Origin of the sequence: Ferrimonas sediminicola (assembly GCF_005116715.1) — a bacterium.
Classification (GTDB): Bacteria; Pseudomonadota; Gammaproteobacteria; order Enterobacterales; family Shewanellaceae; genus Ferrimonas; species Ferrimonas sediminicola.
This window is the reverse complement of record NZ_SWCI01000001.1, coordinates 199402-222966: the sequence shown is the minus strand read 5'-3', so window position 1 is coordinate 222966 and position 23565 is coordinate 199402. Positions and strand designations below refer to the sequence as shown.

General features: G+C 63.7%; 21 protein-coding genes. 10 read left to right on the top strand and 11 right to left on the bottom strand.

The window, feature by feature from the left end; genetic code table 11:
- Positions 1-209: 209 nt before the first annotated feature.
- The 4 genes from FCL40_RS01010 to metB form a co-directional block, all read right to left on the bottom strand.
- Positions 210-1784, bottom strand: coding sequence for a methyl-accepting chemotaxis protein (locus tag FCL40_RS01010; protein WP_136850469.1), 1575 nt, complete (start codon positions 1782-1784; stop codon positions 210-212).
- 288 nt (positions 1785-2072) lie between these two features.
- On the bottom strand, positions 2073-2954 hold the full coding sequence (metF, locus tag FCL40_RS01005; RefSeq protein WP_136850467.1) for a methylenetetrahydrofolate reductase: 882 nt from the start codon (positions 2952-2954) through the stop codon (positions 2073-2075).
- A 31-nt stretch (positions 2955-2985) separates the two neighbouring features.
- On the bottom strand, positions 2986-5355 hold the full coding sequence (gene metL, locus FCL40_RS01000) for a bifunctional aspartate kinase/homoserine dehydrogenase II (protein WP_136850465.1): 2370 nt from the start codon (positions 5353-5355) through the stop codon (positions 2986-2988).
- Positions 5352-6506, bottom strand: a complete 1155-nt coding sequence (gene metB, locus FCL40_RS00995; RefSeq protein ID WP_136850463.1) for a cystathionine gamma-synthase — start codon at positions 6504-6506, stop codon at positions 5352-5354. Before metB ends, metL begins: the two co-directional genes overlap by 4 nt.
- A 181-nt stretch (positions 6507-6687) precedes the next feature.
- Between metB and metJ the strand changes: the two genes are divergently transcribed.
- Positions 6688-7005 (top strand): met regulon transcriptional regulator MetJ, encoded by a 318-nt coding sequence (gene metJ / locus FCL40_RS00990; protein ID WP_136850461.1) that lies wholly within the window; start codon positions 6688-6690, stop codon positions 7003-7005.
- A 119-nt stretch (positions 7006-7124) separates the two neighbouring features.
- On the opposite strand, the gene FCL40_RS00985 is transcribed toward metJ, so the two are convergent.
- On the bottom strand, positions 7125-8372 hold the full coding sequence (locus FCL40_RS00985) for a malic enzyme-like NAD(P)-binding protein (RefSeq protein WP_136850458.1): 1248 nt from the start codon (positions 8370-8372) through the stop codon (positions 7125-7127).
- Between the two features lie 362 nt (positions 8373-8734).
- Complete coding sequence (gene rpmE / locus FCL40_RS00980) at positions 8735-8950, bottom strand: 50S ribosomal protein L31 (protein WP_136850456.1); 216 nt, start codon at positions 8948-8950, stop codon at positions 8735-8737.
- A gap of 245 nt (positions 8951-9195) precedes the next feature.
- On the opposite strand from rpmE, the gene priA reads away from it, so the two are divergent.
- The 7 genes from priA to FCL40_RS00945 all read left to right on the top strand — a co-directional run bounded on the left by priA (position 9196) and on the right by FCL40_RS00945 (position 17008).
- The gene (priA, locus tag FCL40_RS00975; RefSeq protein WP_136850453.1) at positions 9196-11385 is read left to right on the top strand and encodes a primosomal protein N'; all 2190 of its coding nucleotides are present in this window, start codon (positions 9196-9198) and stop codon (positions 11383-11385) included.
- 169 nt (positions 11386-11554) lie between these two features.
- Complete coding sequence (gene argS / locus FCL40_RS00970) at positions 11555-13303, top strand: arginine--tRNA ligase (RefSeq protein WP_136850450.1); 1749 nt, start codon at positions 11555-11557, stop codon at positions 13301-13303.
- A gap of 3 nt (positions 13304-13306) precedes the next feature.
- Positions 13307-13861, top strand: coding sequence for an SPOR domain-containing protein (locus FCL40_RS00965; protein ID WP_136850448.1), 555 nt, complete (start codon positions 13307-13309; stop codon positions 13859-13861).
- 47 nt (positions 13862-13908) lie between these two features.
- On the top strand, positions 13909-14508 hold the full coding sequence (locus FCL40_RS00960) for a tRNA-uridine aminocarboxypropyltransferase (protein WP_136850446.1): 600 nt from the start codon (positions 13909-13911) through the stop codon (positions 14506-14508).
- 233 nt (positions 14509-14741) lie between these two features.
- Positions 14742-15272 carry an ATP-dependent protease subunit HslV gene (gene hslV, locus FCL40_RS00955; RefSeq protein WP_136850444.1) on the top strand — a complete coding sequence of 177 codons (531 nt, stop codon included), beginning with the start codon at positions 14742-14744 and terminating at the stop codon, positions 15270-15272.
- A 5-nt stretch (positions 15273-15277) separates the two neighbouring features.
- The gene (hslU, locus tag FCL40_RS00950; RefSeq protein WP_136850442.1) at positions 15278-16603 is read left to right on the top strand and encodes an HslU--HslV peptidase ATPase subunit; all 1326 of its coding nucleotides are present in this window, start codon (positions 15278-15280) and stop codon (positions 16601-16603) included.
- Positions 16604-16618: 15 nt separating this feature from the next.
- Positions 16619-17008 carry a gamma-butyrobetaine hydroxylase-like domain-containing protein gene (locus tag FCL40_RS00945; protein WP_136850440.1) on the top strand — a complete coding sequence of 130 codons (390 nt, stop codon included), beginning with the start codon at positions 16619-16621 and terminating at the stop codon, positions 17006-17008.
- Positions 17009-17079: 71 nt separating this feature from the next.
- Here the strand turns inward: FCL40_RS00945 and FCL40_RS00940 are convergent, their stop codons facing one another.
- From FCL40_RS00940 to FCL40_RS00930, 3 genes are all read right to left on the bottom strand, one after another.
- Positions 17080-18141 (bottom strand): MJ1255/VC2487 family glycosyltransferase, encoded by a 1062-nt coding sequence (locus FCL40_RS00940; protein ID WP_136850438.1) that lies wholly within the window; start codon positions 18139-18141, stop codon positions 17080-17082.
- Positions 18142-18153: 12 nt separating this feature from the next.
- Positions 18154-18672: a phosphatase PAP2 family protein gene (locus FCL40_RS00935; protein ID WP_136850436.1), complete on the bottom strand. Its 519-nt coding sequence runs from the start codon at positions 18670-18672 to the stop codon at positions 18154-18156.
- A 178-nt stretch (positions 18673-18850) separates the two neighbouring features.
- The gene (locus FCL40_RS00930) at positions 18851-19099 is read right to left on the bottom strand and encodes a YgjV family protein (RefSeq protein ID WP_136850434.1); all 249 of its coding nucleotides are present in this window, start codon (positions 19097-19099) and stop codon (positions 18851-18853) included.
- Positions 19100-19441: 342 nt separating this feature from the next.
- Between FCL40_RS00930 and rraA the strand changes: the two genes are divergently transcribed.
- Together rraA and FCL40_RS00920 are read left to right on the top strand one after the other, a co-directional pair.
- Positions 19442-19927, top strand: a complete 486-nt coding sequence (rraA, locus tag FCL40_RS00925; RefSeq protein ID WP_136850432.1) for a ribonuclease E activity regulator RraA — start codon at positions 19442-19444, stop codon at positions 19925-19927.
- A gap of 2 nt (positions 19928-19929) precedes the next feature.
- Entirely contained in the window at positions 19930-20997 is a 1068-nt protein-coding gene (locus FCL40_RS00920) for a formimidoylglutamase (RefSeq protein ID WP_136850430.1), read from the top strand.
- Here the strand turns inward: FCL40_RS00920 and FCL40_RS00915 are convergent.
- Together FCL40_RS00915 and FCL40_RS00910 are read right to left on the bottom strand one after the other, a co-directional pair.
- On the bottom strand, positions 20969-22885 hold the full coding sequence (locus tag FCL40_RS00915; protein WP_136850428.1) for a bifunctional diguanylate cyclase/phosphodiesterase: 1917 nt from the start codon (positions 22883-22885) through the stop codon (positions 20969-20971). The two genes, FCL40_RS00920 and FCL40_RS00915, sit on opposite strands and share 29 nt — an antisense overlap.
- Positions 22882-23547 carry a transglutaminase-like cysteine peptidase gene (locus FCL40_RS00910; RefSeq protein WP_229360244.1) on the bottom strand — a complete coding sequence of 222 codons (666 nt, stop codon included), beginning with the start codon at positions 23545-23547 and terminating at the stop codon, positions 22882-22884. The genes FCL40_RS00915 and FCL40_RS00910 overlap by 4 nt, the downstream gene beginning before the upstream one ends.
- Positions 23548-23565 lie beyond the last annotated feature (18 nt).

Sequence of the window (23565 nt, the reverse complement as noted above, 5' to 3'; positions counted from 1 at the left end):
TGATCAGGGCTTTTTTATTAGAGACGCCATTCTGGCAAACCCCTTCGAACCAGGATATGACTCAAATCACGTTATGGGGACGTTAAATGAGATGGTCAACAAAATCCGTAGACAGGGGAGGAAAACACCGCCATTTATGGCAGTTTTGTGAACAAAAACGCGGGCACTAACCCGGCCCGCGGCGGTATCACCACTCGGAAATTCCGAGCTCAGTATTCGCGCTGGACGCTCTGTTTCCAGAACTGCTGAGACAGGCCGTGGGTCTTGTCCGCCAGCCGGTTCATCTGCTCGCTGCGCGCCTTGGCCAACTCAGTCTGCTCCAGGCTCTCCTGGGCCAGTTCGCTGATCACCTGGATCGCCTGGCTGATCTCGCCGGCTACCGTGGTCTGCTGGCCCATGGCGGTGGCGTTCTGCTCCGACATCTCGGTGATGCGGTTGATGGAAGCCCGCAACTGCTCGAAGGCGGCGTCCGCCTCCTCGGCCAGTTCCACCGAGCGGCTGGCCTGGGACTGACCCGCCTGCATCGCCTCGGTGGCGCGGCGGGTGCTCTCCTGAAACTTGGAGACAATCTGCTCGATCTGAGTGGTGGATTCGCTGGTGCGGCTGGAGAGCTGACGCACCTCGTCGGCCACCACCGCAAAGCCGCGGCCGGACTCGCCAGCCCGGGCCGCTTCGATGGCGGCGTTGAGCGCCAGCAGGTTGGTCTGCTCGGCGATGCCGCGAATCACATCCAGTACGCCGCTGATCTCACGGCTGTCCTGCTCGATGGAGGCCACCACCTCGGAGAAGTGACCCACCTCTTCGCTGAGCTTGTTGATCGCCTCGATCACCGTCTCCAGGCGCTGATGTCCCTGCTCGGCGGCAGTATGGCTGCGGCCCATCTCTTCGGCGGCGATCTGGGTGTTGTTGTTCACCTCGGCGAAGCTGGCGGTCATCTCCTCCATGGCGGTAGCCGCCTGGCTGGTCTGCTGGCTCTGCTGGTCCGCCCGATCGCGGGTTTCATTGATGGTATAGGTCAGCTCGGTGCTCTGCTCACTGATGGATCCGGCGGAGTCGGCCATGCGCCCGACCACGCCACCGGTTTCGGTCACCAGGAAGTGCATCGCCAGGTCCACTTTGCCGATCTCATCCTGGCGGCCGCTGTACACCCCCCGAGCCACGGGATCATCGATGATGCTGGTAGCGGTGCTCACCAGTTTGCGCATCGGCGCCATCAGGCTGTGGATGCCCATCGCCGCCACCGCGGCCCCCACCACCGCGGCGGCAACGGGGGAGTAGATGGCGCCCACGGCGGTCAGGGTGGTGGCCGCCAGGGTCCACAGCATCAGCCGGCCGCCGAAACCCAGCAGGCTGGGCTTCAGCTCTTTGGGCGTCTTGCCGGCATTGATGGCGGTGTAGATGCGGTCGGCGCGCTCCACCTGCTCGGCGGTGGGCTTGCGCCGCACCGACTGGTACTCATGCAGCCTGCCCTCTTCATAGACCGGGGCGATGTAGGCGTTCACCCAGTAATAATCGCCGTTTTTACAACGGTTCTTCACCACACCGATCCAGGGGTTGCCCCCCTTGATGGTATCCCACATCGACTCGAAGGCCACCGGGGGCATGTCGGGGTGGCGGACGATGTTGTGCTCCTCACCGTGCAGTTCATCGAAGCTGAAGCCACAGATGTCGCTGAACTCCTGGTTGGCGTACTTGACGTCACCATCCAGGTTGGTGGTGGAGAGCAGGATGGAGTCGAGCCTGACGGGCTGCTCCCTGTCGGTTACCGGTTGATTGTTGCGCATGAGATGCTGGTTCTTCTGTAGGGTGTCGGCATTTTGACAGTTGCCCTCCCGGAAGAACTTGACCGCCGTCAAAGTTACACCCGTGCATTCAGTTGCAAACTGCTAAATTTTCGAGCGAAATCACAACATGTTTCACATAAGAACTGTCGAATATTAGCGTTGCTAAATTGCGGCGGGGAACAATTCTTGAACAGGTCGCTGCCGGTTCCATTCCGCCCTGAGCGTCATAGAATCGTCACCGTTTAAGAGAGGGGGAAAACGGCTGCCCGGGGGCAGCCGCAGACGGGATCAGGGGCGCACCCCGAGGGCATGGCAGATGGCGTAGCTCAGCTCCGCCCGGTTGAGGGTGTAGAAGTGGAACTCCCGCACCCCCTCCTTGGCCAGCACCTTGGCCATCTCGATGGCGACATTGGCCCCCACCAGCTTGCGGGTGGCCGGATCGTCGTCCAGGCCGTCGAACATGTGGTGCAGCCAATTGGGCACATGGACATTGGTGAAGCCGGCGAACTTGAGCAACTGACGATAGTTGGTCACCGGCAGGATGCCGGGGACGATCTCCACATCGATTCCGGCGGCGGCGCAGCGGTCACGGAAGCGCAGGTAGGCCTCGATATCGTAGAAGAACTGGGTGATCGCCCGGTTGGCCCCGGCATCCACCTTGCGCTTGAGGTTGATCAAATCCGCCTGGGCACTGGAGGCCTCCGGATGCACCTCGGGGTAGGCGGCCACCGAGATCTCGAAGTCGTGCTCCTCCTTCAGCAGTTTCACCAGGTCCACGGCGAAGCGGTCGGGACGCCCCTGGCCCTCGGGCAGATCACCGCGCAGGGCAACGATGTGGCGCACCCCCTGCTGCCAATACTGATTGGCCAGGCCACGCAGCTCCTCCTCGGAGGCGTCCACCACAGTCAGGTGGGGGGCGGCCACCAGGTCGGTCTGCCGGTGGATCTTCTCAATGACCTTGTGGGTCCTGTCCCGCACCCCGGAGTTGGCACCGTAGGTGACGGAGACGAAGCGGGGCCTCAGCGGCCTCAGCCGCTCGATGGAGCCCCACAGGGTCTGCTCCATCTCCTCGGTGGCGGGGGGGAAGAACTCGAAGGAGACCTGGATATCTTTCAGGTGGCTCAAACGCTCGTTCAGGGCTTCTAACTGTTGTGCGTGATGAAATCCCATAAATACTACTCCCGTAAAACGTGCGTCCGGCTCAGTGCAACAGACGTCGGCAGATGGCGACAAAATCGGACTGGACCGCGGCGGCGGTCACCTCCCGTCCGGCCCCGGGACCCTGGATCACCAGGCCGTTGGGGTAATGCTTGCTGAGGAACAGAAACTGGTTGTCCCCCGCCGGCAGGTTGGCGAAGGGGTGGCTGTGCGCCACCTGCTCCAGGCCGACCCGGGCGCGGACACCCGCTTCATCGATGGTCAGGCTGGCGGCGTAACGCAGCGCCAGGCCCCTGGCCTTGGCCTCATCGGCGGCAGCCTGCATCAGCGGGTCCAGCTCTTCGATGCGCGCCAGGAACTGCTCCAGCGGCAGATCCGCCAGGGCCGCCGGCACCAGGGATTCCAGCTCGATCTGCTCCAGCTCCAAGGTCAGGCCCAGCTCCCTGGCCAGGATCAGCAGCTTGCGCTGCATGTCGCGACCGGAGAGATCGTCCCGGGGATCCGGCTCGGTCAGCCCCTCGGACTTGGCCTGCAGCACCAACTCGGAGAAGGGGCCTCGACGGTCGTAGTGGTCAAACAGCCAGCTCAGGGTGCCGGAGAACACTCCGGAGACCGAGGTGATGGCATCGCCGCTGCGCTTCAGGTCATCGATGCTGTAGAACACCGGCAGCCCCGCCCCCACCGAGGCGTTGTAACGCCAGTAGCGGTGGCAGTTGGACAACTGGCGCTGCAACTCGCGGTAGAAGGTGCCGGGGCCACTGCCCGCCTGCTTGTTGGCGCTGACCAGGTGCAGGCCGGCGGCCACAATCTCAGGATAGTGCAGCGCCAGCGAGGCGGAGGCGGTGATGTCCAGCAGCACCACCTCATCCAGATCCATCACCGCCGCCCGGTCCAGCCACTCCAGCCCGTGGCACTCCCGGGCCTCCTGCTGGTAGCGTCCTTGCCAGCGGGCCGGGTCGATCCCCGCCTCATCGATCAGGTAGTGCTCCGATCCGATGATTCCCACCAGCCGCATCTCAGCCTCAAACTCCTCGTTGAGCTGCTGCTGCTGCCGGGAAAACAGATCCAGCCAGGCCGAGCCGATGTTGCCCTTGCCCGCCAGCACCAGGCCGATGCGCCGGCGGGGGCCGGCACAGCGACGGTGGATCGACTCCACCAGGGCGGTCACCTCCCGGGACGGCACCAGGGTCACCAGGGCCTGATCATGGCGACAGCAGGGGTAGGCGCTGCGGCTCAGCAGTCTGGCAAAGGCCCCCGCCAGTCGCCCGGGGTGCTGACTCACCAGCCCCACCAGGCCGTAGTCGTCACCGCTGCTGAGCAGAGTCAGACCCAGGGACGCCGCCTGCCGAGCAAGGTCGCCCCCCAGGGCGCGGGACTGCTCGCAGGTCAGCGCCAGCATCAGGGGCTGGTCATAGTCGGCCAGGGGCGGCAACCCCTGTTGCCCCAGCCAGTCACACAACTGGTGGAAAGCCGGGACCTTGCCCTGGAAGCGGTACAGGGTCACCCGCCCCAAGCTGGTCACCACCGGCTCGGTCTGCTCACTGCCCCTGGGCAGGATGCGGGTGTAGGGGCTGTCCGGGGTATAGCTGGAGCGTACATTCAGTGCCATAGCGACCTGGCGCAAGGGTTGCAGGGTGCGGCTGTGCAGCACCGGCGATCCCAGGCGGGCCAGCTGGTCCGCCTCATCCAGGCTGAGGCTGGCCTGCAGGCGGGCGTCCGCCAGCAGGTTGGGGTCTGCGTTGTAGATGCCAGCCACGTCGGTCCAGATGGTCACCTCGGCCGCCTCGGCCAGAGCGGCGATCAGGGTGGCGCTGTAGTCGGAACCGTTTCGTCCCAGCAACCGGGTGCGGCCCTGGGCGTTGGCACCGAAGTAGCCGGTAACCACCACTCTCTGGTTGGGTCGCTGAGCCAGGCAGCGGTGCAGCGCCTCGGCAGAGCGGGCCCAGTCCGGTCGTGGCTGGACCGAATCGTCCAGCAGCAGAAAATCGCGGGCATCCAGGGCGGTGGCCGGCGCCCCCAGCCTGCTGAGCAGGGCCGCCAGCAGCCGGGCAGACCACAACTCGCCAAACGCTTGGATGGCGGCGCAGTCCCTGGGCTCGGCGCCCAGGCACTGGCCGATGTGGGCGATGTCGGCGGCCAGCTGGTCAGACAGCGGCTGTCCCGACGCGCCCAGAGTCTCGCTCACCAGGGTCTGCTGAAACCGCTTAAGCTCGGCCAGGGCCTCCTCGAAGGGCTGGCCATGGCGCGCCAGCCGCAGCAGATCCAGCAGGGCATTGGTGGTCTTGCCGGCGGCGGAGACCACCACCAGGTCCCCGGCATGGCCGTGGGTCTGCACGATGTGGGCAACCCTGTGGTAACACTCGGCGTCCGCCAAGCTGGAGCCGCCGAATTTGTGCAGCTGTTTCCCGGTCACTGCACGCCCTCCAGGGCCTGACGCAGATCCGCCACCAGGTCCTCACTGTCCTCGATGCCCACGGAGAGGCGAATCAGGCTGTCCTGGATGCCGGCGGCGCGGCGGGCATCGGGATCCATGGCGGCGTGAGTCATGGTGGCGGGGTGCGCCACCAGGCTTTCAACCCCCCCCAGGCTTTCCGCCAGGGAGAACAGCTCCAGGCGGGCCAGGAAGGTCCGTACCTGCTCTTCGCCCCCGTTGAACTCGAAGCTGAGCATGGCCCCGAAACCGCTCTGCTGACGCTTGGCCAGCTCATGGCCGGGGTGGGACACCAGGCCGGGGTAGTGCACCCTGGCCACCGCGGGGTGACTTTCCAGCAGGGCCACCACCGCCTCGGCGTTCTCCTGGTGCTGACGGATACGCAGTGGCAGGGTACGCAGGCCCCGCAGGGTCATGAAGGCGTCGAAGGGCGCGCCGGTGATCCCCAGGCAGTTGCCCCACCAGGCCAGGGTCTCCGCCAGTTCCGGCTCCCGGGCGACCACCGCGCCGCCCACCACGTCGGAGTGGCCATTGATGTACTTGGTGGTGGAGTGGATGACGATGTCGGCCCCCAGAGTCAGCGGCTTCTGCAGCACCGGAGAGAGGAAGGTGTTGTCCGCCACCACCAGCGCCCCGGCGGCCTTGGCGGCCCTGGTCACGGCCTCGATGTCCACCACCCGCAGCAGGGGGTTGCTGGGGGTCTCCAGCCACACCATCTTGGGATTGAGCGCCAGGGCGGCCGCCAGGGCCTGTTGATCCCCCTGATCCACCACGGACAGCTCGAAGGCCCCCTTGGCTGCCAGGTTGGTAAACAGGCGGTAGCTGCCGCCGTAACAGTCGTGGGGCACCACCAGGCGTTCACCGGGTTTGAGCAGGCTGACCGCCAGGGTCACCGCAGCCATGCCGGTGGCGGTGATCACCGCACCGGCCCCCTCCTCCAGCTGCGCCAGGGCACTGCCCAGGGTATCCCGGGTGGGGTTACCGGAGCGGGTGTAGTCGTAACGGCGGGGTTGGTTGAAGTCGGCAAAGGTGTAGTTACTGGAGAGATAGATGGGTGGCACCACGGCGCCATGAGTCAGGTCGGTATCAATCCCTTCACGGGCAGCAATGGTGGCGGGCTTGTGGGTACTCATTCCGTGGCTCCTGGTTATTCTGTGCACTCGAGATGTCTGGACGTCCAAATTAGACCATCCGAATTTGGGCGTCAAGACTTTTAGACGTCTAAACGTTTATAGGTTAAGATATCTACAATTTGACTCAGAAATCAGACAAGTTACAATTTGCACCCGTTAACCCAAGTGAAAGGCACAAGCAATGAGCACTGAGTGGAACGGCGAGTACATCAGCCCCTACGCGGAACACGGTAAGAAGAGCGAGCAGGTGAAGAAGATCACCGTCTCCATTCCGCTGGGCGTACTTAAGCTGCTCACCGATGAACGCACCCGTCGCCAGGTCAACAACCTGCGCCACGCCACCAACAGTGAACTGCTCTGTGAGGCCTTCCTGCACGCCTTTACCGGCCAACCTCTGCCCGAGGACAAAGACCTGAGGAAGGACCACCCCGACACCATCCCCGACTCCGCCAAGCGCCAGATGCAGGCCCTGGGGATCGACTGGGAAGAGATGGAGTAAAGCACCTCCGATTCGCAAAAAAGAAAAGGGATACCATCAGGTATCCCTTTTTCGTCTCCGACGCCCGCGTAGACAAAGGGCAACCCCAGGGCTGCCCTCAATCATTCACACTGCGGCGATCAGTCGATCATGTAGTGGGCGGGAAGCTCTTCCAGCTCCGCCACACCCGAGTCGATGGCCGCCTTGGCCACCGCCTTGGCCACCCGGGGCAGCAGGCGAGGATCCATCGGCTTGGGCAACACGTACTCGGCGCCGAACTTCATCTCGGAGGCACCATAGGCATCCAGCACAGTCTGGGGAACGGGCTCCTTGGCCAGCTGGCGAATCGCCTCCACCGCGGCCACCTTCATCTCATCGTTGATGGCACGGGCACGCACGTCCAGGGCACCACGGAAGATGAAGGGGAAACAGAGGACGTTGTTCACCTGATTGGGGTAGTCACTGCGGCCGGTGCCCATGATCACGTCGGGACGGGCCGCCCGGGCCAGCTCCGGCTTGATCTCGGGATCCGGGTTGGAGCAGGCGAACAGAACCGGCTTGTCGGCCATCAGCTTCACCTGCTCTTCGCTGATCAGGTCGGGACCGGACACGCCCACAAACACATCGGCGTCCTGGATGACGTCGGTGAGGGTGCGCTTGTCGGTGTTGTTGGCGAACAGCTTCTTGTACTCGTTCAGGTCATCGCGGCGGGTGTGCAGCACGCCCTTGCGGTCCAGCATGTAGATCTTCTCACGCACGGCGCCACAGGTGATCAGCAGCTCCATGCAGGCGATGGCGGCGGCGCCGGCGCCCAGGCAGACGATGGTGGACTCCTCCAGGCTCTTCCCCTGAATCTCCAGGGCGTTCAGCAGGCCGGCGGCGGTGACGATGGCGGTGCCATGCTGGTCATCGTGGAACACCGGTACCTGGCAGCGCTCGATCAACTGCTTCTCAATCTCGAAGCACTCGGGCGCCTTGATATCCTCCAGGTTGATACCACCGAAGGTATCCGCGATGTTGGCCACGGTATCGATGAACTCCTCCTGGGTGCGGTGCTTCACCTCGATGTCGATGGAATCGATGTTGGCGAAGCGCTTGAACAGCAGTGCCTTACCCTCCATCACCGGCTTGGATGCCAGAGGGCCCAGGTTACCCAGGCCGAGGATGGCGGTGCCGTTGGAGATCACCGCCACCAGGTTGCCCTTGTTGGTGTATTTGTAGGCATCGACAGGGTTGGACGCGATCTCCCGAACCGGCTCGGCCACGCCAGGGCTGTAGGCCAGGGCCAGATCCGTCTGGGTTTCCGCAGGCTTGGTCAGCGAGATGCTGATCTTTCCAGGTACAGGTTGGGCGTGATACTCGAGGGCTTGTTCGCGAAGGTCTTCCATTCTCTTAATTCCAGTCACTACTTTATTTAGGGAAGGGGTACAGTCGCCTGAAACCTTACTCCTATTGCCTGATATTGCAACCAATCTTGTTATTAACACTTGATATAACAAGCAGTTCTGACCAGTTTCATTGCCAAAGGCTCAAAAGTATAAGATTCATAAAAGATATTTCAGGAAAAGTGACTAATGTCATATGAAATATAGTTCAGTGAATTTAATTAGATAGAAGCCACTTACCGCCAGAAAGTGGGTATTATCCCGCCTCTGCGGGAAATTGGACTGACCAATAAAATTTTGCTTTTTTCCATGGCCAAGGCACAAAAAAAGGCACCCTGGGGTGCCCTTTTTCGATGCGGTTCGGTTTACTTCTTGGAGGACAGAGCACCGAAACGCTTCTTGAACTTGTCTACGCGACCGCCGGTGTCCAGAACCTTCTGCTTACCGGTGTAGAAGGGGTGGCACTCGGAGCATACGTCCAGGTGCAGGTCCTTGCCTACGGTGGAGCGGGTCTTGATCACGTTACCGCAGGAGCAGTTGGCGGTGATCTCTTTGTACTCGGGGTGAATACCTTGTTTCATTGGGAAAACCTCAGTTAAGGCCGTATCGCTATCCGATCCAAAGCCGGACACCATACGTCGTTAGTGATAAATTAAAGGCGCGTAATAGTACACGATGCCATCAACCCCCGCAAGCGTGGAAACGCTCCGCATAGTAAGATTACCCCGGCTCTGATAGGGTATCCACCTGACCACAGAGATTCGGTGGCCAGCGGGACTCCATCCCGGTAACCATCATCCAAATCAGTAACCCGGGATCCGCTCACGTGTACATTCAGGTCGCCCTGCCCCTGCCCCTGCGCCAACTGTTCAGCTACCTGCCCGCCGAAGGCCAATCCCTGCCGGAGATCGGCTGCCGGGTGGAGGTGCCCTTCGGCCGCCAGACCCAGATCGGCGTGGTGGTCAGCCTGAGCGAACACAGCGATCTGGATGACAGCAAGCTCAAACCCATGCTGCGCACCCTGGATCAGGAACGGGTCATCGGTGAGCGGCTTTGGCAGCTGGCGCAGCTGGCGGCCCGCTACTACTTCAGCCCGCTGGGTATGGTGCTCAGCCAGATGCTGCCGGTGAAACTGAGACAGGGCGACAGCGCCGCCCCCCTGCCGCTGACCCTGTGGCAACCCACCCACGCCGGCAGGACGCTCCAGCTCGACACCCTCAAACGCGCCTTCCAGCAGCAGCGGCTGCTGGCCTACCTGCAGACTCAGGGTCAATTGGAAGATGGCCAGGTCAGCAAGCTGGAGTTCAGCCGCCAGGCGCTCAAAGCCCTGGCGGACAAGGGGCTGATTGAGTCCACCGATCGGCCGCCCGAGTTTGACCCGAACTGGAGTGACGAGTTCGAACTGGGTGAGGCGCCCCAGACCCTCAACAAGGAGCAGGCGGTGGCGGTGGCCAGCGTCAACGCAGACGGCGGGGCGTTCCGTCCCTGGCTGCTGGAGGGGGTCACCGGCTCCGGCAAGACCGAGGTCTATTTCCACCTGATGGAGCCGATGCTCAAAGCCGGCCGCCAGGTGCTGGTGCTGGTACCGGAGATCGGCCTGACACCCCAGACCATCGCCCGCTTCCGTCGCCGCTTCAAGGTGCCCATGGGGGTGTTGCACTCCGCCCTGAACGACAACGAGCGGCTGCAGGTGTGGCAGCAGGCCCGGGCCGGCGCCCTGGGGATCGTCATCGGCACCCGCTCCGCGCTGTTCACCGAGCTGCCCCGGCTGGGGATGATCATCATCGACGAGGAGCACGATGCCAGCTTCAAACAGCAGGAGGGGTTCCGCTACCATGGCCGCGACCTGGCGGTGATGCGCGCCAGCCTGGAGCGGGTGCCCATCATCCTGGGCTCCGCCACCCCCTCCCTGGAGAGCCTGCACAACGTGACCACCGGCAAATACCGTCGGCTGCAGCTGACCGAACGCGCCGGGGTGGCCCGCATGGTTCAGCAGAAGATCATCGACCTGCGGCTGCAGAACCTGGACGCCGGCTGCTCCCACGAGCTGCTGCGCGAGATGACCCGCCACCTGGAGGCGGGCAACCAGGTGATGCTGTTTCTCAACCGGCGCGGCTTCGCCCCGGCGCTGCTGTGCCACGAGTGCGGCCACCTGCACGGCTGCAGCCGCTGCGACGCCTTCTATACGGTGCACCAGGGCAGCGGCATGGTGCAGTGCCACCACTGCGGCAGCCAGAAACGGCTGCCGCGCCAGTGCAGCGAGTGCGGCTCCACCCAGCTGTTCACCCAGGGAGTCGGCACCGAGCAGCTGGAGCAGGCGCTGAGCCAACGCTTCCCCGACTACCCGGTGGTGCGCATCGACCGGGACACCACCGCCCGTAAGGGCGCCCTGGATACCCTGCTGGAGAAGATCCGCCGCGGCGAAGCCAGGATCCTGATCGGCACCCAGATGCTGGCCAAGGGCCACCACTTCCCCGACGTCACCCTGGTGGGGCTGCTGGATGTGGACGGGGCGCTGTTCTCCGCCGACTTCCGCGCCGCCGAGCGCCTGGCCCAGCTCTACATCCAGGTGGCGGGCCGGGCCGGGCGGGCCAGCAAGCCCGGCGAAGTGTTGCTGCAGACCCATCAGCCGGATCACCCCCTGCTGCACCAGCTCACCACCCAGGGCTACGGGCCCTTCGCCGAGGCGGCCCTCCGGGAGCGGATGGACGCCCTGCTGCCTCCGGCGGGACAGATGGCGATCCTGCGGGCGGAATCCAGCCATCCCCAACAGGCACAGCAGTTTCTGAATGAAGCCAACCAATGCTTCGGCGAGCTGGCGCTGCAGCGGGTGGGGCCGATGCCCGCGCCGATGGAGCGCAAGGCGGGCAAATTCCGCTTCCACACCCTGCTGCTGGCCAACGACAGGAAACGGCTGCAGCAGGCCCTGGACCTGGCCCTGCCGGCCATAGAGCAGCTGGCCTCGGGCAAGCGCTGCCGCTGGCACCTGGAGCGGGACCCCCAGGATCTGCTGTAACAGGCGGCGACCGCTGCCTCTCCGACGGAGATCGACCGCCCCTACCGCCCTTTTTATCTGGCGATGCCGGCAAACAAACCGTTGGTATTGCCATAGTTAGGCGTTAAAATGTGCGGTTTGATTCATCTGCCGTTACGCGGCCAGTCCCCATCAGTTTTTCGGTGTCGCAATGAAAGAACATATCCAGCAATTACTTGAACAGACCGTAGCCCTGCTGAAGGAGCGCGAGATCATTCCCGCCGACGCGGCGCCCCGAGTTCAGGTAGACCGAACCCGAGACAAGAGCCATGGCGACCTGGCCACCAACCTGGCGATGATGCTGGCCAAGCCCGCCAAGAGGAACCCCAGAGAACTGGCCCAGGCGATCATCGATACCCTGCCCGCCTCCGAGCTGGTCGCCAAGGTGGAGATCGCCGGCCCAGGTTTCATCAACTTCTTCCTCGACAGTGGCTGGCTGGGCAAGCAGGTGGAGAAGATCGCCACCGATCCCCGCGCCAATGTCGCCAGCGTGGCCCAAGCCCAGACCATCGTCACCGACTACTCCGCCCCCAACGTGGCCAAGGAGATGGCGGTGCACCACATCCGCTCCACGGTGATCGGCGATGCGGTCACCCGCACCCTGGAATTCCTGGGGCACAAGGTGATCCGCGCCAACCACATCGGCGACTGGGGCACCCAGTTCGGCATGCTGATCGCCTACCTGGAGAAGATGGAGAACGAGAGCGCCTCCGACCTGGAGCTGTCCGATCTGGAAGCCTTCTACCGGGAAGCCAAGAAGCACTACGACGAAGACGAGGCGTTCGCCGAGCGCGCCCGCAACTACGTGGTCAAGCTGCAGGGCGGCGACCAATACTGCCGCACCATGTGGAAGAAGCTGGTGGACATCACCATGGCTCAGAATCAGGCGATCTATGACCGCCTGGGCGTCTCCCTGAGCAACGATGACATCATGGGCGAGAGTCTGTACAACCCGCTGCTGCCCCAGATCGTCAGCGACCTGACCGAGAAGGGTCTGGCAGTAGAGGACGACGGTGCCAAGGTGGTGTTCCTCGACGAGTTCAAGGGCAAGGATGGCAACGCCATGGGCGTGATCATCCAGAAGCGTGACGGTGGCTTCCTCTACACCACCACCGACATCGCCGCCGCCAAGTACCGGGTGGACACCTTCGCGGCCGATCGCATCCTCTATTTCATCGACTCCCGCCAGGCTCAACACCTGCAGCAGGCCTGGCTGATCGCGCGCAAGGCGGGCTACCTGCCCGAGACCACCACCACCGAGCACTGCGCCTTCGGCATGATGCTGGGCAAGGATGGCAAGCCGTTCAAGACCCGCTCCGGCGGCACCGTCAAGCTGGCGGATCTGCTGGAGGAGGCCCACCAGCGTGCGCTGAAGCTGATCGGCGACAAGAACCCGGATCTGCAGGGTGAGGAACTGGATACCATTGCCAGCACCGTCGCCATGGCCTCGGTGAAGTACTCGGATCTGAACAAGAACCGCACCACCGACTACGTGTTCGACTGGGACAACATGCTCACCTTCGAGGGCAACACCGCCCCCTACATGCTGTACGCCTACAGCCGCATCCAGTCCATCTTCCGCAAGGCTGGCGTCAGCGCGGCGTCCCTGACCGGTGAGGTGGTGATCGAAGCGGAGAAGGAGGAGGCCCTGGCCCAGAAGCTGGTGCAGTTCAACGACGCGGTACTGGGTGTATCCGCCAAGGGCGCCCCGCACCTGATGTGCAGCTACCTGTATGAGTTGGCCGGTGCCTTCATGAGCTTCTACGAAGCCTGCCCCATCAACAAAGAGGACGTGGCTGAGGCCACCAAGGCCAGCCGACTGCGCCTGTGCGCCGCCACCGCCAACACCCTGAAGGTGGGCCTGAGCCTGCTGGGGATCAACACCCTGGAGCGGATGTAATCGATGGCCACCCGCGATTACGCCAAGCGGGGCCGCAAGCCCCGCAGCCGTGGCCGCAGGGCCGCCGCCCGGCCGCCCTTTCCCTGGCTGCGCCTGGTGCTGGTACTGGCGCTGATCACCGGCTTCGGCTACTTCCTGTGGAGCATCCAGGGCGCGTCCGACGACGCCCCGGTCCAGCCCGAGGCGGAGATCGTCAAGCCTCAGCCGAAACCGAAACCAAAACCGGAGTCGGCACTGCCGGAGAAGCCCCAAGAGACCTGGGAGTACATCGAAACCCTGCCGGAGAAAGAGGTGGAGGTGGAGGTGCCCAAGCAACAACTGGGCGGGCCCTATCAGATGCAGTGCGGGTCCTTCCGCAAGCAGGGGCAGGCCGAGGAGATGAAGGCCCGCATCGCCTTCATGGGGCTGGAGTCCCAGGTCCGCCGCACCCAAGGCAGCAACGGCGTCTGGTACCGGGTGGTGCTGGGCCCCTATGAGCGCAAGCGGGTGGCGGAGAGCGACCGCCACACCCTGCAGAGGGGCGGCATCAACGGCTGCCAGATCTGGCTGTGGAACTGACCCACCGGGCCGCCCTCGGGCGGCCCGCACTCTCTCTGGAGTAGAGCATGAGCCAACGCCGCCAGTGTCCCCGCTGCCTGCGCCCCCAAAGCGTCTGTCTCTGCCCGGCCCTGGGACAATGCGCCAGCCGCCACGCCGTCACCATATTGCGCCACCCCTCAGAGGCCAAATCGGCCAAGGGCACCGCCCACCTGTGCGCCCTGGTGCTGGCACAGTGCGCCCTGGTCGATGGCGAAACCGAGGCCGATTTCGCCCCGCTCAGGGAGGCGCTGTCCAAGGATCCCAGACCACTGCGGCTGCTCTACCCCGGCGAGCAGGCCACGCCGCTGGAATCCCTTGGCCAGGAGAGCGAGCCCTGTCAGCTGCTGGTACTGGATGGCACCTGGAAGAAGGTGCACCGGATGCTGCAGCTCAACCCCTGGCTGCAGGCGTTGCCCAAGGTGAGCTTCAGGGAGTTGCCCCAGGGCAACTACCAGATCCGCAAAGCAAAACGCACAGACAGCCTTTCCACCCTGGAGGCAGTTGCCTACGCCCTGCCGCTGATAGACCACTGCGATACCACCCCTCTGATGACCGCCTTCGAGGCCCTGAAACAGAGCCAGCTGGCCCACATGCCGCCCTCGGTGAGGAAGCGTTACCCGCTTTAGGTTCAGCCGGCGCGCCCCCCGCGGAGGCCGCGTTTGCTGCGTGGTCCGCACGCCGATGACTCCCCCCTCCCGATTCCGCTTGATCAATCCCCCATCCCGGCCAAAGGTTAATTGGGGATCACGAAATCAGCCGCTTCGGGGTTGAAGGCGGCGGGGCCTGCCCCCACATCTAACTCAACGCGAGAAACGATTCCCCTGCCGGGCACGGGCCCGGCGACTGATAAGGATTCACTATGACCACCATTGTTTCGGTACGCCGCGGCGACAAAGTTGTCATTGCCGGTGACGGCCAGGTCTCCCTGGGCAACACAGTGATGAAGGGCAACGCCCGCAAGGTGCGCCTGCTGAGCGGCGGCCGGGTCCTGGCGGGTTTTGCCGGTGCCACCGCCGATGCCTTCACCCTGTTCGAGCTGCTGGAAGCCAAGCTCACTGCCCACCAGGGGCAGTTGACCCGGGCCGCAGTCGAACTGGCCAAGGCGTGGCGCACCGAACGTTCACTGCAGAAACTGGAAGCGATGCTGATCGTCGCCGACACCGAGACCACCCTGCTGATCTCCGGCAACGGCGACGTGGTGGAACCCGAGCACGAGGCGATCGCCATCGGCTCCGGTGGCAACTACGCCCAGGCCGCGGCACTGGCCCTGATCCAAAACACCGAGCTGGGCGCCCGGGATATCTGCGCCAAGGCCCTGGCCATCGCCGGTGACATCTGCGTGTTCACCAACCAGCACCACACCATCGAAGAACTGACTACCAAGGGTTAACCACCATGTCCGAGATGACCCCCAGAGAGATTGTTTCCGAACTGAACCGCCACATTATCGGGCAGGATGGCGCCAAGAAGGCGGTGGCCATCGCCCTGCGTAACCGCTGGCGCCGCATGCAGCTGGACAGCGAGCTGCGCCAGGAGGTGACCCCGAAGAACATCCTGATGATCGGCCCCACCGGCGTGGGCAAGACCGAGATCGCCCGCCGCCTGGCCAAGCTGGCGCAGGCCCCCTTCATCAAGGTGGAAGCCACCAAGTTCACCGAAGTGGGCTATGTGGGCAAGGAAGTGGAGACCATCATCCGCGATCTCACCGACTCGGCCATCAAGATGACCCGGGATCTCGAGGTGGAACGCAACCGTTTCCGAGCCGAGGAGGCTGCCGAGGAGCGGGTGCTCGATGCACTGCTGCCCAAGCCCAGGGATGAGTGGTCCCACGACAACAAGGGAGACAGCGCCACCCGCCAGACCTTCCGCAAGAAGCTGCGGGAGGGCCAGCTGGACGACAAGGAGATCGACATCGACGTGGCCCAGTCCCCCGCCGGTGTGGAGATCATGACCCCGCCGGGGATGGAGGAGATGGCCAGCCAGCTGCAATCCATGTTCCAGAACCTGGGCAACCAGCCGAGCAAACGCCGCAAGATGAAGGTGCGCGATGCCATGAAGCTGATGATCGAGGAAGAGGCCGCCAAGCTGGTCAACCCCGAAGAGCTCAAGGAGAAGGCGATCGAGGCGGTGGAACAGCACGGCATCGTGTTCCTGGACGAGATCGACAAGATCTGCAAACGCGGCGAAACCTCAGGCCCCGATGTCTCCCGTGAGGGGGTTCAGCGGGATCTGCTGCCGCTGGTGGAGGGGTGCACCGTCAACACCAAGCACGGCATGGTGAAGACCGACCACATCCTGTTTATCGCCTCCGGCGCCTTCCAGTTGGCCAAGCCCTCGGACCTGATCCCCGAGCTGCAGGGACGCCTGCCCATCCGGGTGGAACTGGAAGCGCTGTCCGCCGAGGACTTCGTACGCATCCTCACCGAGCCCAACGCCAGCCTGACCGAACAGTACCGGGCGCTGATGGCCACCGAGGGGGTAACCATCGCCTTTACCAACGATGGCATCAGGCGCATCGCCGAAGCGGCCTGGCAGGTGAATGAGCGCACCGAGAACATCGGTGCCCGCCGCCTGCACACCGTGATGGAGAAGCTGATGGAGGAGATCTCCTTCGACGCCTCCGACAAGGGGGGCGAGACCCTGACCATCGATGCCACCTATGTCAACGACCACCTGGACAGGCTGGTAGAGAACGAAGATCTCTCCCGCTTTATCCTCTAACACAAGGAGCGGCGCATGCGTCAGGCACCCAAGGTCACCAAACTGAAACTGAAGCGAAAGTCCCGCATCCTCGAGGTGGGATTCGAGAACGGCGAAACCGCCCAGCTCAGCTGCGAGCTGCTGCGGGTCTGCTCCCCCTCCGCCGAGGTGCAGGGTCACGGCAATCCCCAGCTGGTGACCAACAAGCGGGAGGTCAACATCGAGCGCATCGAGCCGGTGGGCAACTACGCGGTCAAACTGGTATTCGATGACGGCCATGACTCGGGCCTGTTCTCCTGGGACATCCTCTACGCCTTCGCCATGAACCAGGCCACCATGTGGGAGGATTACCTCAAGCGGCTCAAGGCGGCCAAGGGCAGCCGCGAGCCCCTGTTGGACGTGCAGATCCACTACAGCGACAAGTAATAAGAAAAGGAGCCTTTCGGCTCCTTTTCTTTTGCGCGACCAACATCAGTTCCAGACCGGGTCCACAGCGATTAATAGGCGTAGGCCCACTTATGGTTCCAGCTCTCCGGCATCCTGGCTTCGCTCCAGGCCTGCTGACACAGTTCGCTGACCCGATGCCACTCCCCCCGGGCCAGCCAGCGGGCCAGCATCCGCCCCATCTGCGGGTAGTGGATCGCTTCCTGGGCGCTGGAGGCCATCCAGGCCAGGATCTCCTCCCGGCTGCCCCGCGCCATGGTACGGGCCGCTCCCAGCAACTCCAGCGCCAGGGCGTTGGATCTCTGCTCGAACTGTCCCCGCAAGGGCTTAAGCAGCAGCTTCTTGCCCAACACCAACGCCTCGGACACCAGCTCGAAGCCCGCGGAACAGACCACCCCGGAGCAACCGGACAGATGTTGCTGAAACCCGGCACGTTCGAAGCCATGCCAGTGGATGTGATCGGCCAGGTTGGCCGGGGCCGGCTGACCATGATAGACGTGGCACTGGGCCTCGGGCACCTGGGCGAACATGGCGGCGATGGTTTGCGGCTCCTCGAAGGGCAGGTAGACCAGCAGGTGGCCGACGTCCCTGGCCTGTGACTCCGGCAGCTCGATGAAGGGGGGGAGCAGATCACAGCCGAAGTGGTGCCAGTGGCAGCCCAGATGGATGGTGGCCGGGGCAAAACTGTGCATGATCCTCCGATCGATCCAGCGCTGGCCGGCGACCGGCACTTTCTGCTGGAAGGCGTTCTGGTGACTGACGCTGACGCACTCCTTGCCCTGGCGGCGTGCCGCCCAGGCGGAGATCGGCTCGAAGTCGTTCAGCACCAGATCATAGCTGCCGAGATCCAGATCGTTCACGTCCCGCCAGAACTGAAACAGGCTGTTCTGCCGGTAGGTGCCCCACATGCTCACCTCGCCGCCCTTGGTGGCGAAGGTCAGCCCGGAACGGCTGTCGAAATCACCAAAGGGAGCCATATCGAAGAACTGCTCCCTGGGGCGCCCGGAGAACAGGAAATCCACCTCGATCCCCTCCGCCGCCAGCGCCGGAGCCATGACCCGTCCCCGGGTCAGGTGGCCGTTTCCCGTCCCCTGAATACCGTACAAAATTCGCATTGCGTCAGACTCCTAGAGCAGCATATTCAGACTCACCAGGGCCGCCAGGGTGCCCAGGGAGGCGCCGGCCACCACGTCACCGGGGTAGTGGACCCCCAACACCACCCGGGCCCAGGCCACCCCGGAGGACCAGAGGAAGCAGCCCCAGCCAAGCCCCGGGATGTACCAGCACAACAGGGTGGCAAACAGGAAGGCCGCCGCACTGTGGCCGGACGGCAGGCTAAACGTGTCATGGGGGTCAACCAGCGCCCGACAGCCGGCCACCGCCTGGCAGGGGCGTGCCCGGCGCAGGCGGGTCTTGAGCAGCCAGTAGAGAGGCAGTTCGATGGCGTAGGCCATCAGCAGCAGTTCGAACAGCAGCGGGCCCTGTCGCGGGTCCGCCACCGCGGCGACAGTGGCAAACAGGGCGTAGCCGGCACCATCGCCACTGCGGGACAGCTGGCGCGCCGCCTGTTGGCACAGGGGGCGATCCGCGGCGCGGTTCAGTATCAGAAAACAGTGCCTGTCCCACTCATCCAGTCGTTGCCACATAGGAGCCTGCCTCTTCCAGTCGTTGTCTCACAACTTAGTTTTGGGCAATGACACTGGCGTGACAGGGTCGGGTCAATTGGGTGACAGCGTCGAGGCATCGGCCGGTAACGGGGAGAGGGGGCAGCATCGGCCAGAAAAAAGGGCCGCCATTGGCGACCCTGTCTGCAGGTGAAGGGCGTTAGGCGCCTTCCGCCTGAGGGGAGCTCTGCTCGCGGAACATCTTCACTAGGTAATAGACATTCACGCTGGCCACGAAGGCATTCATGGTCCACACCGGGGACGCATCGATGATCAGGCCGTAGATAACGAACAACGAACAACCGATGAAGTTCAGCACCCGAAGGCGAACAATGTTCTTCATCATCAGAGAGATGGCTACCATGATGGAGGCCATATGACCGACTACTTCAACCAGGTTCAGTTCCATAGTATTAACCTTAAGAAAACGACTGACTGATCCCCTCAACCCTGACTGGTGCTGGGGGTTCCATGCCCCGAACTGTCTGGTGAATCATTAATCAAACTGTAAGAAATGGTAGCAAACAAGTTGTTAACATCAATACATTCATGCGTTTATCGTGATCAAGATCACGCCAAAGGCCCCCTTGATGTTGATTTATTTCGTTAATTTACAACACCCTGTTTGCGGCGGACGGCAAAGGGTACTAAAAGTCGATTAACAAACAATGAGTTCTGCCACAAAAGCCGCATTTCAACGGTAAAAATTGCGGTTATACTTGTGCTGCACCGGTTACGCGAGGAGGGCATTATGCACTACAACACTTCTGAACTATGCGACCTGTACGCCGAGCAGGTGGACGTGGTGGAACCCATGTTCAGCAACTTCGGTGGCTGCACCTCCTTCGGGGGTGAGCTGCACACCATCAAATGTTTCGAAGACAACGTGCTGATTGCCGAGACCCTGGAAAAGGATGGCACCGGCAAGGTCCTGCTGGTCGATGGCGGCGGCTCCCTGAGACGGGCGCTCATCGATGCCTCGCTGGCCGAATTGGCCGCCCGCAACAACTGGGAGGGGCTGATCATCTATGGCTGTGTCCGCGAAGTGGACGCCCTGGAGGATCTCGACATTGGCATTCAGGCCCTGGCACCGATCCCCGTGGGGGCCTACCAGACCGGTGAAGGGGCGGTGGATGTACCGGTGAACTTCGGCGGCGTCACCTTCCTGCCGGAAGATCATGTCTACGCCGATTCCACCGGCATCATCCTCTCCCCGGACCCGCTGGACATCGATTGATCATGACGTTGCGATTGGCTGACCGCGCCTACCTGGCGCGGTTTTTGTCGCACCGGGCGGGGGAAGCCCACCAGGGGGAGCATTGGCTGCTGGCCGGCGAACTGACCCGGGATCCGCTCAGCCTGCCCCAGGCATTGGATCAGGCGAAGCAGCAGGGGGCCCGTTACGTGCTGCTGGGTATCCCGGAAGATATCGGACCCAGGGCCAACCTGGGTCGGGGCGGCGCTGACCTCGCCTGGCACGCCTTCCTGGCCCAGTTCGCCAACCTGCAGGCCAACACCTTCCTCGGCGGCGAACAGATGCTGCTGCTGGGTGAGGTCGACACCCGCTCCCTGCAGCAGCAAGCCCGGCACCTCTCCAGCGGTGATACCCAGCAGTTGGCCACCCTGCGCCAGCTGACCGAAGCCCTGGACATCCTGGTGCAGCCGCTGATCGCCCAGGTGGTGGCGGCCGGCCTGGAGCCCATCGTCATCGGCGGTGGCCACAACAACGCCTATCCGATACTGTCCGGGGCCAGCGAAGCCCTCGACGGCCCCCTGTCCGCCGTCAACCTGGACCCCCACAGCGATTTCCGCGCCGCCGAGGGTCGCCACAGCGGCAACGGCTTTGCCTATGCCCACGAGCAGGGCGCCCTGGGCTACTACCATGTACTGGGCCTACATGAGTTGAAGAACAACAGCGCCAGCCTGGCGGCACTCAAGGCCGGCGACAAACGCTGGACCAGTTACCAGGCGATCTGGGTACGCCGGGAACTGACCCTGGCCCAGGCACTGGAGCGGATCAGTGACGATCTGCACCTGGCTGGGCAGCCGCTGGGAGTGGAGCTGGATCTGGACGCAGTGGCCGGGCTGGCCAGCTCGGCGGAAACGGTGGCCGGCGTTCCCCTGACCGATGCGCTGCATTCGGTCTATCACCTGGCCCGCCATCACCGCTGCGCCTACCTGCACCTGGCCGAGGGGGCGCCCGCCTGCCACCCGGCCGGTCCGGAGGCCGGACGCCGCCAGATTGGCCAGGCACTGAGCGAGCTGGTGTTCAGCTACCTCAGCGGCCGTCTCTCGGCAGATCACTGAGGGGCAGGGGGCCGCTGAAGGCAAAACCCTGCAACCCATCCACCAGGAAATCTCGCAGCCGCTCGGCCACCGAGTGCTGCTCCACCTGCTCCGCCACCACCAGCACGCTGCGCGCATGGGCGGCGGTGACCATCAGCGGCAGCAGCGACTGGTAGCTGCCCTCCTGGTTCATGTGGCGGCTGTAAGCCGGGTCCAGCTTGATCCCCACCACCGGCAGGTGCTCCAGCTCTGCCAACCCAGCCGGGGTCACGTGATCCAGCCACACCGGCACCCGCTGCCGCTGCATCAGCTCGACAAAGTGTCGGCAACCGTCACGGTACTCCAGGGCTGCCTGTTCCGGGATCTCCACCGCGATGGTGGCCCCGAGGGCCGCCGCCTCCCGGGCCCCCTCCCGCAACCGGCTGATAAAGCGCTGTGACAACAGGGATGCGGTGGTCAGGTTGAGGGCCAGGGTCTGAGCCAGGGGCGCACGCCTGAGCTCCGTCAGCAGGGTGTCCAGCACCAGCAGATCCACCTCCACCTGCCGCTCCAGTCGCTGGGCCAGCGCCACCACCGCCCCGGGGCTACGCCACTGTTTGCCATCGTGGAAGCGGGTAAGCACCTCGAAATAGAGGGTATTGGCGTCTCGGTCGATCACCCGATGGGCCAGCAGCTTGGGGGGGCGGGCCAGCATGGCCTCCAGTCGCGCCATCTGCGCCTGGCGGTCACTGGGGGCAACGGTGGCTGCTGGCCCGGACTCCCCGGCCAGCAGCCTCTGAATCTGCGCGTGAAGACGCTGCTCCACCTCGGCAACCTCACCGCCGAACAGGAAGGGCTCGGAGGCCACCACTACCCTGGACGCCCCTGCCTGTTGCACCCTCAGGCTCAGGGCTTGCTCCAGTTCCAACGCCAGGGGCAGCCAGTCCTGCAGCTCTATTCCGGGCAGCAATGCCCAGAAATCCGCCTGGCCCATGCGATAGATGCGCCCAAGAGGGAAGCGGGCCAGCTGCTGGCGCAGCAGCTCGGTGATGCCGGTCATCAGCGGCTGCTGGGCCGCCACCCCCAAGCTGCGCTCCAACCCCTCCAGCCCCATCAGGTGGATCTGCACCGCCACCCCCTGCTCGGTCTCCCTGTCCCGGAGCAGGTTGTCCAGCCGGTCCCTGCCCCGGGTGCCATTGCCCAACCCGGTCTCGGTGTCGATGAAGCGATTTTGCTGCAGCTGACGCATCCGCTTGCACTGCTGCTTGTACTGCAGTTCACTGTTCTCCACCATGCGATTCATGGTCAGGGTCAGGGCCCGAAGCTCCAGCAGCCAGGGTAACTTATCCTGTTTCAGGAAGCGTCGCCTGCGCAACGCCTCCGCCTGGGCCTGGGCCGACTTCAGCGGCGCCAGTATCCAACGCAGCCCCCAGGCGCCGGAGAGGATGGCCACCGCCGCCAACACCAGTGCCACCAGCAGGGCATTGAGGGAGATCCGGTAGAGGTGCAGCAGGGCAGGATCCTGATTGACCTGGATCTTGAGGGTGGCCACCAACTGCCAGCCGGCGTTGATCTCGGTCTCGCGCATCGGCACCTCCAGTCCGATCCACTGCTTGAACCACCTGGGGGCGCTCTCCGGGGCCGCGGTGATGTGGCGCACCAGCTTCCGTTCCCGTCCTATCAGCTCGAGGGAGGCGTAATCCCCCCGGTCGAAGATGGCGTCCACCATCGACTCCGCCAACACCCAGTCCCCCTGAGCCAGCACCGGCGACAGGGACAGTCCGAAGGAGGTGGCGGTGTCCTGGCCATGACTGGCCAGCTGTTCCACCAGGTAGGCCTGGCTGCCGCGCACAAACAGCAGCAGGGTGGTGGCGGTCAGGGTGGCGACCAGCAGCACCAGGCAGATGAGGAGCAGTCGGAATAGGGTCATGATGAATCTCCCGCCAGACGCTGCAACAGATCCTGCCACAGCAAAATGCCATTTTCTCCCTGCTTCAGACGCACCCCATGATCGAAGGCCCGGGCCCGCCACAGCCCCTCTCCATTAAAGCTGTAGACCGGCAGCAGGTCGGTGCGCTGGTCGCCAGGAAGTATAGCCGGGTTGAGGTTGTCCAGAACCAGGGGCATGGCGGCCTCGGTCTCCAGGTAGATCAGCACCATGTGCGCCTGGTTGAGCTCCAGCGCCTTGGCGTACATCAGCCTCAGATTGGACGAGGGCATCCCAAGCACCCGCAGGGTGAAGAATTTGGCCAGTGAGAAGTCTTCGCAGTCGCCGCCGCCGCTGGCGACAAACTCGAAGGGGGTGGCCCAGTAGTCGGGCCGGTTCCAGTGGGTGGCATCGGCGACGAACCGATAGCGGTTGAAGTGATCGTTCACCGCGTTCAGGTGCTGCGCCGGCGGGAGGTTCATGGCCAGCCGGGCCTCGATAAACTGATGCAGTGCCTGCACCTGGGTCATGCCCTGCTCGCCGAAACGCCGTTCGACGGGCCGCAGCCGTTCCGGCTGGAAGAAGTCACGCCAGCCCGGAAACTCCTCGGCAAGCCCCGGCATGGCGAGAAGCAGCGATATCAATATCCAAGATCTGAGTCTCACATCCCCGAAGTCCTGTGG